Below are 16,185 nucleotides of genomic sequence, written 5' to 3'. Positions count from 1 at the left end.
TTGAAATCGTTATACTAAGAAAATGAGAGCTTTATTTCCTATCACTATTAATTTTCCTCAAAATTGAACAACCATGTTGACATGGCTGCGATTGATGTATTCGGATTTGGAATAAAGTCTACATTGTAAAGCAAGGAAGAGATTATGAGCAAAGAATTTTTACCCTATGATACGGTTCGTAATAACGGGTTCCGTTTGGCACGCCAAATTTGGGAGGATGGTTTTATTCCTGATGTGATATATGTTTCACTACGAGGCGGTTCATCTTTGGGGAATGCCATTCATGAATGGTTTAAGTTAGTGAATAAAGATGTGAAGCCTATTTTGTATGCCGCTGTCGTTGCTCATTCTTATTCCGATGCCAATCAACAGTCAAAGATGATGATTGACGGATGGACATATTCACCGGAACATTTGCGGAGCGGTGATAAGATATTGTTGGTCGATGATATTTTTGATAGCGGTGCTACAATCAATTATCTTGTGTCGGCTTTTTTGGAAAAAGGTATTCCACGGCGTGATATAAAGATAGCCGTACATGATTATAAGGTTTTCCATAATAGGAAGAGCAGCGAACCTATTCAGCCGGATTATTGGTGCAGAAAACATGATATCCATTCCGATAAAGACAGCCGGTGGATTCACTACATGAGCCATGAACTGACCGGTTTAACTCCAGAGGAACTTGAAAAGCACTACTATGCGCAATATCCCGAATTGCGTGAAATTTTTAAGGGTGTTTTATAAAAAAACAATGCATAGGAATAGTAAGCCGCTATTTTGCTTTTTTATTTATTTTCTCTGTTCTCTTTCCCTTTTTGCTGCGAAAAATGGTTTAGCCATTTATGTAGATGCTACTGCCAAAACAACTGCTGAAAGAGGTACGTCTGACAGTCCGTTCGGCTCTCTTGAACAAGCAGTTGCAGCAGCCTATGACCGGATAAATCGGCAAGAAGCTCCGGTAAAAAACGGTAAACCTGCACCGGTTTCTGTTTTTCTTCGTTCCAATGTGTATGTTGAAGAAGCTCTATTTCTTACCATTCCGATTAAGATAATCAGCGAGAATGCTCCGGTAATTACGTTTGGAGAAAATGCCGGTTTTGTCGTTGAGCGTACTTCGTTGGAGATAAAAGGATGTTCGGTAAAGCGATCGGAACGGTTTACGGAACCTCGTACCGTTCCTGTTGTATACGGCTCGAATGCTTCCGTTACGCTGAATAAAGTTTCGATTACCGTAAAAGAGGGCGGCGATGCAGTGATACTGCGCGATAGCCGCATAACCTGTACCGACACGTCTTTTACTTCCGAACAAAGTGCGCAGGCTGTATTGGTGCGTGCTAAAAAAAGTACCGTGTCCGCGCTACGCAGTACTTTTTCGGCATCGGGATTAATGGTGCTATGTTTTGATTTTGTAAAAACACAGTGTACGCTGACCGATACGGTTTGTAATCTTGCCGCGCATTATACCGGAAGACTGGCTGAGCTTACCGGTTCAACCGTCAAAATGCGAAAATTGCAGTGCTCGTATACCTCGCCTTTATTTGAAATGATGGATGCGGCTATCATTGCCGATAATGCGTCTAAAGCCGAGTTGCCGGAATCTGTTGAATTCACCGGATTTGAGGAAGCACTTGTTCGTAGATAACGCATCATAGAGATAAATGCGCATCGTGGCGGGGACGGTTAAAATAAACAGAACAGGAAAAATACGTGATGTTGTTTTGCGGTATTGATGAAGCGGGGAGGGGAGCGTTGGCAGGTCCTGTATACGCTGCCGCTGTTATTTTGCCCGCTTCCTTTGATGTTTCTATATTGGATGATTCAAAAAAGCTATCCCCGAAGCGACGGGAAATTGCGCGGACAGCTATTCTTGATGGTGCATTGTATTGGCAGATTGCATCGGTTCCTTCAGAACAAATAGATAAAATCAATATTTTACAAGCAACGCTTGCTGCAATGAAGGAAGCGTTTGAGGCTCTATTTGCACAGTATGGGCGAAAGACTTCAAATGCGCTTGCCGATAACGAAAAGGATTTAACGGTTATTGTTGACGGTAATCAACTGCCTGATATTGGCGGTAATTTCAAACTTATTGCGGAACCTAAGGCTGATGGGCGGTATCCGTGTGTGATGGCTGCTTCTATTCTAGCTAAAACCGAACGGGATCATCGTATGATGGAATATCATAAACAATATCCTCTCTACCGCTACGATCTGCATAAAGGCTATGGGACAAAACTGCACCGATCTCTTATCGGGTTATACGGCGCTTCACCTATCCAGCGGCAGCGTTTTAAGTTCAAAAATGTTCCAGCTAATTTTACAGCTGATCATATATAAGGTGATAGCTCTGCATTTTAAAAAGAACCTCGTATGTTAAGGTGTTTCTAAACTTTCCGATTCTTATTTTGTTTGCTCGGTGGTTGTGCCATCCTTTTTAGCTTCTGCCGACGGTTTCTGCAAATTTTTCTGGATTCTGCTTTGTAGCGAGGGAAGTCTCGGTTTTTGATACCGCACAATATAGAATACAAGATTTAAGTATAATATAAGCAGGATGGTAACGATAATCACTTCGGGAGAAATAACCACATTCTTTATCAGGGTAAAAAGTTGTGAGAAGCTCATATTAAAGGCATCGGCAAAAGCACGAATAACTTAAGATATTGATACTTGTGCAGAGAGTTTAATGTCCTGATGTGCTGCGCTGGGGTATTGATTTCTATATATAACGGATCGTAATGAGTTGGTAGATAGGTAGCGGATATGTGTGTTTACGGTTATAATATGTAACGGAGAGGTTTGTCTATGAGAAGAGCTGACAGAGAAGTAACGGATTATCAACAAATAAGGTCGATTATTGAACAGGCAAAGGTTGTGCATATCGGAATGATCGATAATGACCGTCCGTATGTAGTACCGATGCAGTATGGTTTTGTATTTGCCGACGGTACGTTGACTCTCTATGTGCACTGCGCAAAAGAAGGTCGGAAACTCGATATTCTCAAAAAGAATCCGTGTGTTTTTATTGAACTTGAAACGAATGTTGCAATTGTTTCAGGCGGCGATATTCCGTGTAAATACGGTTCGGAATATGCAAGCGTTATGGGAGACGGAGCTGCGGTCATTGTTGAAGATGTTGCGGAAAAAATTGTGGGGTTGCAGCTTATGATGAAAACTCAAAGCGGTAGAGACTTTGAAATAACCGAACAGATGGCAACATCGGTTACAGTGCTGCGTATCGATGTTCCGTGTGTGACGGCAAAGCGCAGGGCGAAAGCTTAAAAGGAAAAACAGCTATGTGTGAAGAGTGTTACGTAAACGAAAACAGAATTACCCCATTGCTTAATCCTGTAGACTGTTTGGAACATCATACGCAATATATTTGCGGGACATGCGGACGGTGTATTTGTATTGATCGTGATCCAAAACGTGGATTACAAAGATGGAATTTCCCGTTCAAGTCATTGGAAATTGCAAAGCTCTATTTACGGACAGCGGATTATACGGAAAAACAATCCTGCGGTATTTACGAAATAGAAAACAGTAATGGGAAAAAATCCTATAAAATTTTTCCTTCATATAATGATGTGCTGTTATTTTTAAAGAAAAACAAAGACAAGCAATGCAAGCACACTGTACCTCTTTTTACCATCGGAGAATATAAAGAGTATCCGCATACACAGATACGCAAGTTAACTGCTGCAGAAGTACGGCAATACATGAGTGAGCGTGAACACTCAGAAAATTGGAATGTAGAAGCATAAAAATGCGGAGAAGATAATAGATGACGAAAATCAATAAACCCTTGTTTGCCGTACTCGTGATTTATATATTGTGCTTTATATTCCGATTTATAGAGTATTTTATTATTCGTACGGATCAAACATTTTTGGGAGAGGCATTTTTACACAAACTTTTAGGGATAGTTATTTTATTCATAGCAGCTAAATTATATAACTTTAAAGCGCAAGATATCGGATTTAATAAAAATAGAGCTGTAAAATATACATTGATGGGATTGCTGTTTGGAATTTGTATATATGTATTAGCTTATACTATAGAGATTGTTATAGCTGTTTCAAATAAAAATTTTCAATCATTACAATTATATGTCAGTTCTTATTCTGTAGATAAAAATATAGGAAATCAAATTTCACTACTCTTTTTTGTAATTTGTATTATCGGGAATATCATTAATGTGATTATGGAAGAAGGGATATTCAGAGGCCTGTTTACAAAAATGCTTGAGAAAAATCATACATTTTTTGTATCTGTGCTTATTACTTCTGTTTTGTTTGGGTTATGGCATTTTATCGGACCTGTAAGAAACTATTTTGACGGCAGCAGCAGTATTGAAGGTATGTATGTAAATATTATTTTGTTGGTTACTGCTTCCGGATTTATCGGATTTAAATTTGCTTTATTAACAAAATTGACCGGCTCTATTTATATGGCAATGGGTGATCACTTTGTAAATAATACAATCATCAATATTTTTCATATTGTTTCTTCTACAGGATGTGATGAATTGATGTTTTTGAGAATTGCAATTGCCCAATCCGTGTCATTTATAATTGTTCTATTTGTCTATCTGCATAAAAAAAGATTGTAGTTAAGAACTGTGTATCCCATCATTCATTGTACAACATTGGCGGTACAGTAGCGATTCTGTTGATTAAGCAGTTGCTATTTTTTACAAAAGGCAGTGTTTCAAATGTTTGATTTTTCAGCATATTGATTAAACAACATGCCGTATCAGTTGGACGACCTGTTCCTTTTCCTCATATAGAATACTGCAAATCATTTTTTAGATATGTCCTGTTATCTATCATTGACTTTTTACACTCTTTTTCATACCATTATTATCTCGTTCTAATAGATTCTAACAGAGCTTATTCTGTTACACTGACTATCTCCGGTAGTGCTGCACAAAGATTAATCCTCAACACACACAAAGCACACTGTAGCGGGAACATATGAGGTTATGCGCCATAATGCTTATTTTGATACGACATGCACACGTGCTTTTTAATTGGGAAAAGAAATATACGGCACGCCCAAAAATGTACATCCTTGTACATTTTTGGACTACAAGTTTGCAGGAGCAAACTTGCTTCTGCTTGAAACCACTGCCCTCCTTGGCAAGTTCAAAAATTGACCTCCTTGTCAATTTTTGAACGCGAATTTTGGCAAAGCCAAAATATCGCTATTGCTGGGAACCACCGCCGTCCATGGCGGTTTTGATACGTTGAGGACACTTTTTTGCCGTGCGACGCAGTAGATACCCCGCCCCTCCAGCGCGTTTGGAAATAGTGGTACCGGATACAAGGCGCGAGCAAAAATAAAGCGGAGACGTACTTATTGTACGTTGAGCATTTATTTTTGTGTAGCAACGTAGTAGCCGGTATGCATATTTCCAAACGATCAATTGATTTTTTCGAGGTAGGCCTTCGTAAACACCACATCCGGTATGTCGGAGGTATCAAAATCGGAGAGTATTTGCGTGGTCTTTTCACCCTTATTGATTTCGTTAATATAGATGGATTGAGCAGGCCAGTTGAAATTACCGATTTTGACGTATTTAGGCAGGAGCGTGGTGCGCATCAGCCGTCCGCTTGAGCCGTAGCTTTCGATTTTTAAGATAAGCGGATCAGTTTTACGCACGTAATATTTTTCCTGCGCATACCGCGCGTCAGAAAGAAGAGTCTTGAGCGTAACTGCATATACATCAAACTTACCGAGTTTTGATGCTGCTATATCGGTAATTTCGTAAGTCTTTCTAAATTCAGACCGTTTATTAACATCCGAAACACTTGCATCGGAATCCCCGATAGCGCGCTTAAGCGAAGAGTGGGTAAATTGATGCGAGGTAGGATCATATACCCAGAGGTTATTCTTTTCCTGCATATACCCCGTTCCCTTATCCGCCTCAGGCGCAAGCTGCACAAGCGTGGTTTGATCTTTTGTATCACGCCGGAATAGTTTATACTGCTGCGCAGATTTCGGTTCGTTCGGCTTTTCGATAATGAGCGAAAGCGTGCAGGTTATATCTTTATCAAAGTTACCTGCTTCGTACTGCTTTTCCAAAATACCGTACATCTCTTCCGTGCTCGGTATTTGTGCCGAAAGCGAGAGCGGCAGCGCACATAAGATAGCCGCAAAAAACACTGTGGCATATTTTTTCGTCATCGTTTTATAATCCATTATATTCTCCTCTTAGTAAAACGCTCGAGGCATTTTCTTACTTTACTCACGAGACCCCTTCATGGGGTATATTCCCTTTACTTGCTCGATCGCAAGGCTTCCGCAGGGATCATGTTGGCTGCACGGATTGCGGGGCCGAGCGCTGCAAGGATTGCTAAGAAAGCCGTTAGCAGGAATTTTAAGCAGATAACGGTCGGCGACAGTATCCACAAGAAATGTCCGTTTGTGGTGAGCATACTGAGTACCGAGTCAATCGATATGGGGATAAGGCTGATAATCAGCATAACGAGCAGCGCAAGCACAAAGCCCGCTGCGGCACCGATAACCGAAAGAAAGCCTGCCTCCGCAAGAAATAAAAGGCTCACCTTTCCCCTGCTGACACCGCAAGAACGCATCGTACCGATTTCGCCCTTCCGCTCATGCACAACCATCCTGAATGTATTGGAAATACCGATCATCGTAACGAGCAGCAATACCAACAGCACACCGAGACTGACCCACTGTATCGTCTGAGACAGCGTTACCATCTGCGGCGCAAAATCGTAGAAGGTCATAACGGCGTATTTTGTTCCGTCCCACTTTCCTTCATTCAACTGTCGCAGCAGTTCCTGCCCGGGAGAGGTTGGGTTAAACTGCGCCGCCAGTTCACGGCTGGTAACGGGACCGTATTCGGCAAGGCGCTTTTCAAAAATGGACGCAACAGCATCTTGCTGGTTTTCATCTCTCAAGAAAATACCGAACAGAGCAACACACCCTTCGGGAATTTCGGCAATTTTATTGAGATAATCGAAGTTCGCATAAAACTGTATTTGATCAAACTGGCTTTGATCCTGATAGATACCAGCTATTTGAAATTCCGCAACCGTTGCCTGCCCGCTCAATGTTGTCGTTTCGTAGAGGATAACATCATTCAAAGCGACATTCAGCGCTTCGGCGGTTTTTTGAGGGATAAAAAGAGCGTTTTCTATTTTTACATTCTCCCATCCGCCTTCTTTAAACGCAAAACTATTGCGTAAGGCTTCTTCCTCATCGAATTTGCAGCCTGCAATTTTAGCCGTCAACTGATTTCCGGCAAAAATCAGCGTGCCGTAACGCTCTGCACGCACGGTTGTATACAATGCATCAATTTTTTCTTCTTTGATGATTCTATGCACAAGCTCAACACTTTCGGGAGGAAGGTATTCATTCGCCTTATCATCTTCTGTCTTATCCGCTGCCTTCTCTGCCCCGGTTACATAGACATGCCCGCCGATGATCTTTGCAATCTGATATTCCAAACTCTTACGTGCACCTGCCGACAGTCCGTCGATCAATGTTACAATAAGAAACGCAAATACAATCGCAATAACCAACAACATACTGCGCCGTTTTTGCCTATTTAAATTCCGAAATGCAATCTTTAATATATTCATAATCTTTCCTTAAAATGCCTTCATTAATAATGCCTTATTTGTTGATGGCTTCCAACGGGCTGATCTTTAATGCAAGTCCAACAGGATACCAATTTGCAATTACTCCGGCGGCAAGCATAGCGGCAAGTGTACTCAATACTGCAACCGGCGAGATAGCTGTCTGGATTTTATAACCGCCGAACATAACCGCCATCGTTTCATTCGGAAGTCTGATTCCCAACGCATTAAAGATGATCCCTGCGATAATCGCAAGAGCAATCCCGCACAGAACCCCAACGCACGAAAGTAAAAACGACTCCGTATAAAAGAGCCTCCTGACAAAGGAACGCTTTGCTCCGATGGCACGCATCGTACCGATTTCTGCCGTCCGCTCCATCACAGAAACGACAAGCGTATTCATAATGACGATGAGCACCACAACGGCAAGCAATACCAGCACCGCAATCATCAGCGTCCGTGTCATCTTAATCGCAGCAGCATACTGCACCACTGCTTTATCCCACGGAAGCGCTTGTGCTATAAGGCCTTCTTCTGCAAACCATTTATTCAAATCTGCAATTACCCGGGATGTTTTTGAAGGATCCTTCAGCTTAACCGTTACAAAGTGCCATGCATCGGTGTCCGCCATATTGAGCTGATTGCGCAGCTCCGTACTGCCTAAAATATTTTCCAAATCTTCCGCAGTCGCTTTTTTTTCAGTGATGCTTTCCGCCTCTTCGGTGACACCGACTGCATCATCGGAGAACAAGTCGTCTTCGCTTTTCTCTGCAAGGCTTAAATCGATTGACTGAGGAATTTCCGTAACGGTACGAGCCCCCATCGTTACGCCTGCAAGCATACGCGCACTGTTGATATCCGTATAAAGCACATCTTGAACCGCCGTATCGGGATGTGCAAAGGTAAAAAAGCCGCTCACCTTTATTTTGCGCAGCTTTGCTTTTTCTCCAAAGCTCATCACCACAACTTCATCTCCAACATGCAATTCCCGTTCATAATATTTCTCGTACTTTTCTTTTACTTTTGGCGGCAATAAGATAAATTCTGCATCATCCGAATCAGGAAATTCACCTTCATACACCTTAATTGTCTCGAATGTTTTTTTATAGGAAGAAGACTCAATACCGAGTGTCGTGGCATACGGCATATACGAAAAGTTTTCGCCCTTAGGCTCCCACGTATCAGAAAGGTCAGCCGGACGCAGCATACCATACCCGACAACCATTCCCCGCGTAAACACAGAAGCTTCCGGCATGTCATGTAACTTTGCCTCAATTTTTTCTATCTTTGATAAATACGGCATCGAAGGCAGCTTACCCGTGTTGACATTTTTATATGCACCGGCAATTGTTACAAAGACATCCTTATCAGCCGGTTTTCCGGTAATAAAAATATCGCCGCAAAAGTCGCTCTCGCATACATTCTTTGCCTGCTGTTCGGCGAAATTCAGCACACCGAGCCCCAGCACCACCAAAAAGCTGCCGAGCCCGATCAAAATCATAATAATCAGCGTCTTTGTCTTATGCGAAAAAAGATTTTTCAACGCCAACTTAAAAATCGTTTTATTCATCGTTACTATCCCTTTTTATATTTTCTCCGGGTGAATCAATGTATCATAATCCGCATCGGTAACATCCCATACTATCGAAGAAAGCAGGGGAATATCCGTTATCCGGATTTTTTGATAATTTGAATACACATACAAGTTCATCTTTTGTTCCGTTCTATTTTTGAACACATAGCGATAGAGTACCTTTGCATTCTCCGGTACATCTATAACAAGTTCCAGCGTAGCCGCCTCACTGCTTTGACCGATGCTTCCGCCGATAAGCGCGCCGATATACTCAAGCTGTTTCTTCTCTGCAAGAACAGCCACGAGGTTTTCTCCGGCGTCATAGACAAAAACCGCTTCTTTGTCTTTGTAGTCAGTCTCCGTTACAGCTGCTTTTGCTGTTCCGCCTTTCTCACCGCCACAACTCGCTGCGAACAAGCAGCTTACCGCAAAAACCGTCGTCAAACAAAACAGTATCGTTTTTCTTTTCATTGTTCAGTCCTTATCCCCCTAGCAGCTACCTTGTATATACAACGCTTTCGGCATACAGTGCTTCAGGAGCTATATCAAGCTCATCATTCCACACAACAGTCCCCCGTTCTATACGGGCACGCGCAAAGAGTGCTTTGTTTCTCAACTGAGTGAATATTCCTTGCGTTATATCATCCTGCCCATCATAAACCCTTTTTTCTCCGTTCGAAAACGTAATCAACAATTCATAATCATGTAAATACTGCACTTCTGTCGGATAAATCATAGATATACCTCTACTTTAAAGGATCAATTTTGAATAGACCTTGCTTGTCTTTTGCAAGCTGCCAGTTTGCATATAACTCATCTTGATGCAAAACAATCCACGCTTCTATTAGTTTACGTTGCTTGCTAGGGAGTTCTCCCTCAAGTATATCACCATTAAAGTCCACAATCGCCTTATATTCTGCATATTGAATATGAATATGCGGCGGGTTATGATCTTTATAGAACATACTGATAATAACCCCGTAAAACATTGACAATACTGGCATTTTATAGTCCCTCACGCGTCATCTTTTACATACTCCCAAACCGTTTTAAGACCCGCTTCACGCATTTTCTGAAAAGCATCTGCTTCGCAAAATTGTTCCCCTTGCGCAGCTTTCTCAGTTAAATAATTGAGATAGTTCACAAGCGCCTCATAGTAATCCTGCGGCAATGCTCTTATTTTCTGTTCAAGCATTTCATACGGCATCTTTCCTATTCCTCTTCACATTTTCCTAATTACCCATTACCAATTACCCATTAACCTTCGTGTCCTCGACGACATTTCCGTCTAAGATTTTAATGCGGTGGTCGGTCATATTGACGATTTTTGCATCGTGGGTAGAGAAAATAAAGGTGGTATTAAACTCGCGGCTCATGTCCTTCATCAGTGCAAGAATCTGATCGCCGGTTTTGGAATCGAGGTTTGCAGTGGGTTCGTCGGCAAGCACCAATGCAGGTTTTGTAACCAAGGCACGGGCAATAGCAACGCGCTGCCGCTGACCGCCTGAAAGCTCGTTCGATTTATGGTGCGTCCATTCGCTCAATCCGACCTTTTCAATGAGGTGCTCAATCCATTCCTTACTCTTTTCTTTGCTTTCTTTTGCCTTACCGAACAAAAGGGGAAACTCGATGTTTTCGTATACGTCCAAAACCGGAATCAGGTTAAAGGACTGGAAGATAAAACCCAGATACTCGTGGCGCAGCTGTGTGATTCTTTTATCGAGCCGCGGCGGAATTTTCAATCCCTTGTTTTTCCGTTTGGAAAGAGAGGTAAAGTCTTTTTCCTGATAAATTGTTTCTCCATTGATGATAAGCTCACCGGAGGTCGGCGTATCGATCAAGCCAATCATGTTGAGCGTAGTGGATTTCCCTGAGCCGGACGGGCCCGAGATAGAAACAAACTCCCCGCTGTCGATAGAAAAATTAATTCCTTTTACCGCTTCTACCAAAACCTTCCCTAAGGGATAGGTCTTGCGCAAATTCTTAACTTGTACAATGGTCATATATAATCTCCTCGAATTGTAATTACTAAAATAGCATAAAATGAGTGTGATAAGCTAATGCTTTCGACTGCTGATTTTGTAACCGTGTTTTTTATTGATCACCTGTATCGCTTTCCGTTTCAACAGGTATCGGCTTAAACAATTCAGATAGTTCCGCATGGTATTTTTGCACGAGTTCCAAATCGTCCTGATGGATTTCAATAGGAAGAGCCCCATATTCGGAATTCAAAACGGCATACGCAATCACCATAATTTGCAATAACCCTGTTTTTCCGTCAAGTCCGTATTTTCGGAAAAGCGTTTGTAATTTTTTCGGCGTCGGATTCTGTTTCAGGAAATCCGCCGGATTAGTGTCTTCTGCAAGTGCCTCTTGAAAGGACTCAAACCATTGCCTTTCTTTAGAATCCCCGCCGTCCAGAATGGTATTGAGGCTTTCAAGCAGCTTTTCGTGATTTTTGATAACTCCTTTTACGGCTGCTTCGGTTAAAATCGGTTCCATCTTTGGCGTTTGCTCCTGTGCATAAAGCCCGGTGAGGTTTAACACAATCAGCATTGTTCCTAGTGCGATATTGTTTTTTATCATATCATCCTCTATGAAATAACTTTTAGTCTACCGGTAGTGTGTTTAACCTGCAGACGAATAAACAATAAACCTGAGAGGGGTGAGTACCGTTACAAAAAAAATGCGCTGCATCCCCGGATGCTTGCTTTTTCTGACCATTTAGGATAATGAGTTCATAATCTGAGGTCAAGTATAATCTCGACGGTCAACGATAGCGGGTAATAACAGGCAATGTGTAGTGTTGATACTCGCCTCTCTTTGTACTATAATCGTAAGGATTAGCTTTTTATGCGTGAGCTTTGGGAGATAAGATGAGCGATCTGGAAAGTGAGATACAGCGGCGCGGCTTAATAAAGGTTCCTACTGAGGGCGGGCAGAAAGAAAGCCCGTACCGCCGCGTTGCAAAATTTTTATATTTAATCGGAGAGGCGCAGGCCGCAAAGGTTCTGCAGAAACTCACGCGCGAGCAAATCGAAAAAGTAGTAGCGGAGATGCTGACAATCCGCTATGTCGACAAAGACGAAGCCGCCTATATTTTAAGCGAATTTACCGCGCTTTATAACGAAGCAAAAAATTCCGTCGGCGGCGTGGAAACCGCTCAAGGTATCCTCACGGCGGCGTTCGGCGGGGAAAAAGCTCAAGAGATTATCGAGCGGGCGATACCGCCTGCAGCCGAGCGCCCGTTTGATTTTTTGGACGGCATCGACGGAGAAAAGCTCAAGCGGCTCTTAGCGGATGAAATGCCTGCAACGCAGGCGCTCGTACTTTCTCAGCTGGAACCGAAAATAGCGGCTGCGTATATTACCGGTTTAAACGATGCCGAAAAAAAAGACATCGTGCTCCGCCTCGCGCGGCTTAAAACGATCGACCCCGAAGTCCTGCGGACGGTCAGTACCTCTATGCGCGAAAAGTTTACCCGCATACGGACAGGCTCGGCTACCGAAGCAATCGACGGCCGCGCAGTACTTGCCGCTATTTTACGGCGCAGCGATTCCGAAACGGAAAACTTTATTTTACGGAATATCGCAGAGGCCAATCCCGAGCTTGAACAAAATATCCGTGAACGGCTTTTTACTTTTGAAGATGTGCTCATAGCCGACGACCGCTTTTTACAGAAAAAATTATCCGGCATGGAAACGGCGGATATCGCCGCGTTGATTTCCTATAAACCGGAGGCCTTTGTTAAAAAAATCCTCGATAACATTTCGAAAAACAGACAGCAGTTCATCCTCGACGATCAAGCATCCCATCCGGTTTCCGTGCGGGAATGCCGCGAAGTAACCAATCGGTTCTTACAGGAATTGCGGAAAAACTGGGAAGACGGTGATTTGCTCTTATTCGGAAAGGACGGAGACGACGTATGGATAACCTAATCCACGGGTTTAAAATTATTTCAAAAACGGCGCTTGACGAAATGCAGGCGGAAGGTGTTTTTGCGCGGCATTGCGCAACGGGACTTGAAGTTTATCACATTCATAATGACGACAACGAAAACCTCTTTGCGTTTGCTTTTATGACAGCGCCTGAAAACGGTTCGGGCGTCGCTCATATTCTGGAGCATTCGGTGCTCTGCGGTTCAAAAAACTATCCGTTAAAAGATCCTTTTTTGATACTGTCCAAGCAGAGCGTTAAGACGTTTTTAAATGCGATGACGTTTCCCGATAAGACCGTTTACCCCGCGTCGAGTATCCTCGAAAAAGATTATTTTAATTTAATGTCGGTATACGGCGATGCGGTTTTTTTTCCGCTGCTCAAGCGGGAAACCTTTGAACAAGAAGGTCATCGGCTTGAACTGGACGAAGCCGGAAAGCCGTATTTTTCCGGCGTGGTGTTAAATGAGATGCGCGGCGCGTATGCGGATTTCGATTCGGGCGTAGACCGTGAGCTGCGGTATTCCTTATTGCAGAACACCGTATATGCGCACGATTCGGGAGGCTTTCCGCCCGATATCGTCAAGCTCAGCTATGAGGACTTTTGCGCTTTCCATAAAAAATACTATCATCCGGTAAACTGCAAGGTCTTTTTGTACGGTAACATCGAAACCGAAAAACAGCTTGCCTTTTTGCAGGAACGCTTCTTGCGGTTTTTTGAACCGGCGGAAAAGCCGTCGCTCATTCCGGCTATTACGCCCTATCCCGCACCCCGCGTGTTTTCGGCAACGGCGCCCGCAGGAGAAGGAAAAAATCCCGGCAAGCTGACGGTAACGATGAATTGGCTGCTGCCCGAAAGTGCCGACATCGACCGGTTGATGGACTGTATGTTTTTGGAGGAGCTGTTGCTGGGACACGACGGAGCGCCCTTGCAAAAGAGACTGCTCGACTGCCCCTTCGCCGAGGATGTGTATCCGTACAACGGCGGACAGGCAGACCTGAAAAACATCTGCTTTACGCTCGGCCTTGCGGATATCGATAAAAGTGCGGAAGGGCAGTTTGAAGCCTTTATCCTTTCCGGCCTTGAAGAAATTGCCCGGAACGGTTTTGAACCTCAGCTGATTGAAACCGCGCTCAATTCCCTCGATTTTTATAACAGAGAAATTACCCGTTCCGGCGGCCCCTTTTCGCTGGTTTTGATGCGGCGGGCGCTCCGCGGCTGGATACACGGCTTTGCGCCGGAGGCTTCGCTCCGTTCCATACCTGCTTTTCAGCGGCTGAAACAACGGCTTTCCCAAAACCCGCATTACGCTCAAGACCTCATCCGTACATTGCTGCTTAATAATCCTCACCGGACAACCGTTTCCGTACGGCCGGATATTCACTTTTGCGAGAACATCGATGCGAGGCTTGCTCAAGAAGCGCACCAAGCGGCGCAAAGCCTCGGCAGCGTAGAACACCATTCGGGTTCCGCCGAACAGACGGCCGCAACCGTTAGCGGGCAAAAAGCGGATGCGAATACGGGGCTTGATACCAATGCAGTGACCGATGCCCAAGCGCAACATCTTATTCCGCATATTTCAAAAGAGGAGCTGCCGCCGGTTGAACCGCCGATACCCGAACGCCTCGAATATTTCGGCAAGGTTCCCGTTATCATCCATGAACAGCCGACAAACGGCATCACCTATCTCGATCTTGCAATCCCTGCCGATTCTCTTTCGGCGGAGGACTACGCGTATTTAACGCTCTATACGGCGACCATTTCCTCAATGGGTACGAAAACCCAACCGTGGGATGCCGTTGCGGCCGAATTTGCCTATTTAACGGGAGGCTTTTCCGCCGTTACCTTTTCCGCCGGTAAGCATCGGACAGCCGAAGCGCCGGTGTTCTTCGATAACGCGTTACGTGCGGAAGATGTGGTAGACAGGGACTGGATTTTAATCCGTGCCAAGATGCTGCCCGAATATATCGAACCCGCGGTAAACCGTATTTTTTCGTATCTTAACGGTATTTCGTTTGCCGACGAAAAACGGCTGAAAGACATTTTTATTCAGCTGAAAAACGATCTTGATCCGCTCCCCTCGTATTCGGGGCATACGTTGACTGCACTGTACGCGGCATCCGCCTATTCGGGTTCAAAACGGGCGGAAAATCTCTGGATGGGGATTCCTCAACTGCGTTTTCTGCGCGGGCAGTATGCGGCGCTGGAGCAAAAACCGGCAGCAATCGGTGAACTTGCCCGTAAACTTGAAGAAATACACCGGAAGCTGATGCGCTCCGGCCTTATCGTGAAGGTGTGCGGAACGAGTGCCGATGTGAGCGTTATCAAAAAAGCGCTTACTTCCCATTTATCGCAGTTTGATTTTCCGCACCGCAGTACCGGCGGCTTTAGAACCGAAGCATTTGAAAGACCGGCAGCGCTTTCGGCCTTTCCCAGTGCCGTGCAGGTAGGCTTTGCGGCGCAGCTTGTGCCCGCCGTGTTCGACGAAAACGAATACGGCGCTTCCATCGTCTATGCCCAGCGGCTTGAGACGGGGGCATTGTGGGAGGCAATCCGCGTGAAAGGCGGTGCGTACGGCGTTTCGGCATATCCCGATTCCGCAACGGCGCTGTTTACGATGACTACCTACCGCGATCCTGCGCCGCTTAAATCCTTGCGCAGTATACGGGATTGCATCGAAAAAAGCATCGCGGCTCCGCTTACCGATTCCGAACTGGAAGCCTTGATTACCGGCACGTACAGCACGGCGCTCCAGCCGAGAACCCCGGCGCAGAGAAGCGCGGCGGCGTTCTCGCGCCTCTTAAACGGGATAACCCATCAGGCGCGGATGCAAACAATCGAAAGTATCATCTCTTGTACACGGGAACGCATGAACCGGCTTGCCGAACGGCTCGCCGCAAGCGTATCGGGAAGCACCGCGCTTTCGACAACGACGGCGGGAGCTATATCCGGCGGTACCGCTGCAGTAATCTGCTCGGATGCCGTACTCCGGCAAACAGCGGACAGCGCAGGGCTTCCGCTGCTCAGCATTATGCCCTCAATTTAAAAAGTAACCCTGTTCGG

General features: G+C 44.6%; 18 protein-coding genes. 8 read left to right on the top strand and 10 right to left on the bottom strand.

Features of this window, described 5'->3' with window-relative positions:
• Window positions 1–144 precede the first annotated feature (144 nt).
• The 3 genes from ABK01_RS08405 to ABK01_RS08395 all read left to right on the top strand — a co-directional run bounded on the left by ABK01_RS08405 (window position 145) and on the right by ABK01_RS08395 (window position 2,340).
• Window positions 145–747, top strand: a complete 603-nt coding sequence (locus tag ABK01_RS08405; RefSeq protein ID WP_212565056.1) for a phosphoribosyltransferase — start codon at window positions 145–147, stop codon at window positions 745–747.
• A 7-nt stretch (window positions 748–754) separates the two neighbouring features.
• Window positions 755–1,645, top strand: coding sequence for a hypothetical protein (locus tag ABK01_RS08400; RefSeq protein ID WP_253675317.1), 891 nt, complete (start codon window positions 755–757; stop codon window positions 1,643–1,645).
• 68 nt (window positions 1,646–1,713) lie between these two features.
• The gene (locus ABK01_RS08395) at window positions 1,714–2,340 is read left to right on the top strand and encodes a ribonuclease HII (protein WP_253676606.1); all 627 of its coding nucleotides are present in this window, start codon (window positions 1,714–1,716) and stop codon (window positions 2,338–2,340) included.
• Window positions 2,341–2,403: 63 nt separating this feature from the next.
• On the opposite strand, the gene ABK01_RS08390 is transcribed toward ABK01_RS08395, so the two are convergent.
• On the bottom strand, window positions 2,404–2,625 hold the full coding sequence (locus ABK01_RS08390; protein ID WP_253675316.1) for a hypothetical protein: 222 nt from the start codon (window positions 2,623–2,625) through the stop codon (window positions 2,404–2,406).
• 180 nt (window positions 2,626–2,805) lie between these two features.
• Here ABK01_RS08390 and ABK01_RS08385 point away from each other — a divergent pair, with 180 nt between their 5' ends.
• Genes ABK01_RS08385 through ABK01_RS08375 form a run of 3 tightly spaced genes read left to right on the top strand, consistent with a single transcriptional unit; the run spans window position 2,806 to window position 4,612 of the window.
• Complete coding sequence (locus ABK01_RS08385; RefSeq protein ID WP_253675315.1) at window positions 2,806–3,282, top strand: pyridoxamine 5'-phosphate oxidase family protein; 477 nt, start codon at window positions 2,806–2,808, stop codon at window positions 3,280–3,282.
• A 14-nt stretch (window positions 3,283–3,296) separates the two neighbouring features.
• Entirely contained in the window at window positions 3,297–3,764 is a 468-nt protein-coding gene (locus ABK01_RS08380; RefSeq protein WP_253675314.1) for a hypothetical protein, read from the top strand.
• 20 nt (window positions 3,765–3,784) lie between these two features.
• The gene (locus tag ABK01_RS08375) at window positions 3,785–4,612 is read left to right on the top strand and encodes a CPBP family intramembrane glutamic endopeptidase (protein WP_253675313.1); all 828 of its coding nucleotides are present in this window, start codon (window positions 3,785–3,787) and stop codon (window positions 4,610–4,612) included.
• An 812-nt stretch (window positions 4,613–5,424) separates the two neighbouring features.
• On the opposite strand, the gene ABK01_RS08370 is transcribed toward ABK01_RS08375, so the two are convergent.
• From ABK01_RS08370 to ABK01_RS08330, 9 genes are all read right to left on the bottom strand, one after another.
• The gene (locus tag ABK01_RS08370; RefSeq protein ID WP_044016367.1) at window positions 5,425–6,204 is read right to left on the bottom strand and encodes an outer membrane lipoprotein-sorting protein; all 780 of its coding nucleotides are present in this window, start codon (window positions 6,202–6,204) and stop codon (window positions 5,425–5,427) included.
• A gap of 77 nt (window positions 6,205–6,281) precedes the next feature.
• Window positions 6,282–7,616, bottom strand: a complete 1,335-nt coding sequence (locus tag ABK01_RS08365; protein WP_253675312.1) for an ABC transporter permease — start codon at window positions 7,614–7,616, stop codon at window positions 6,282–6,284.
• Window positions 7,617–7,650: 34 nt separating this feature from the next.
• Window positions 7,651–9,183 carry an ABC transporter permease gene (locus tag ABK01_RS08360; protein ID WP_253675311.1) on the bottom strand — a complete coding sequence of 511 codons (1,533 nt, stop codon included), beginning with the start codon at window positions 9,181–9,183 and terminating at the stop codon, window positions 7,651–7,653.
• 15 nt (window positions 9,184–9,198) lie between these two features.
• Window positions 9,199–9,657: a hypothetical protein gene (locus tag ABK01_RS08355; RefSeq protein WP_253675310.1), complete on the bottom strand. Its 459-nt coding sequence runs from the start codon at window positions 9,655–9,657 to the stop codon at window positions 9,199–9,201.
• A gap of 25 nt (window positions 9,658–9,682) precedes the next feature.
• The gene (locus ABK01_RS08350; RefSeq protein ID WP_253675309.1) at window positions 9,683–9,922 is read right to left on the bottom strand and encodes a DUF2442 domain-containing protein; all 240 of its coding nucleotides are present in this window, start codon (window positions 9,920–9,922) and stop codon (window positions 9,683–9,685) included.
• Window positions 9,923–9,932: 10 nt separating this feature from the next.
• Window positions 9,933–10,190, bottom strand: coding sequence for a DUF4160 domain-containing protein (locus ABK01_RS08345; protein ID WP_253675308.1), 258 nt, complete (start codon window positions 10,188–10,190; stop codon window positions 9,933–9,935).
• A gap of 11 nt (window positions 10,191–10,201) precedes the next feature.
• Window positions 10,202–10,393: a hypothetical protein gene (locus ABK01_RS08340; protein ID WP_253675307.1), complete on the bottom strand. Its 192-nt coding sequence runs from the start codon at window positions 10,391–10,393 to the stop codon at window positions 10,202–10,204.
• A 43-nt stretch (window positions 10,394–10,436) separates the two neighbouring features.
• Complete coding sequence (locus tag ABK01_RS08335) at window positions 10,437–11,189, bottom strand: ABC transporter ATP-binding protein (protein WP_253675306.1); 753 nt, start codon at window positions 11,187–11,189, stop codon at window positions 10,437–10,439.
• A gap of 91 nt (window positions 11,190–11,280) precedes the next feature.
• Window positions 11,281–11,772 carry a hypothetical protein gene (locus tag ABK01_RS08330; protein WP_253675305.1) on the bottom strand — a complete coding sequence of 164 codons (492 nt, stop codon included), beginning with the start codon at window positions 11,770–11,772 and terminating at the stop codon, window positions 11,281–11,283.
• Window positions 11,773–12,062: 290 nt separating this feature from the next.
• On the opposite strand from ABK01_RS08330, the gene ABK01_RS08325 reads away from it, so the two are divergent.
• A complete protein-coding gene (locus tag ABK01_RS08325) occupies window positions 12,063–13,124 on the top strand; it encodes a flagellar motor switch protein FliG (protein WP_253675304.1) in 1,062 nt (353 codons plus the stop codon).
• Window positions 13,112–16,168 carry an insulinase family protein gene (locus ABK01_RS08320; protein WP_253675303.1) on the top strand — a complete coding sequence of 1,019 codons (3,057 nt, stop codon included), beginning with the start codon at window positions 13,112–13,114 and terminating at the stop codon, window positions 16,166–16,168. Before ABK01_RS08325 ends, ABK01_RS08320 begins: the two co-directional genes overlap by 13 nt.
• The last annotated feature ends 17 nt before the right edge of the window (window positions 16,169–16,185 follow it).

This window comes from Treponema sp. OMZ 305, assembly GCF_024181325.1.
In the GTDB taxonomy this organism is placed as follows: domain Bacteria; phylum Spirochaetota; class Spirochaetia; order Treponematales; family Treponemataceae; genus Treponema.
This window is presented reverse-complemented; position numbering and strand designations above follow the sequence as displayed.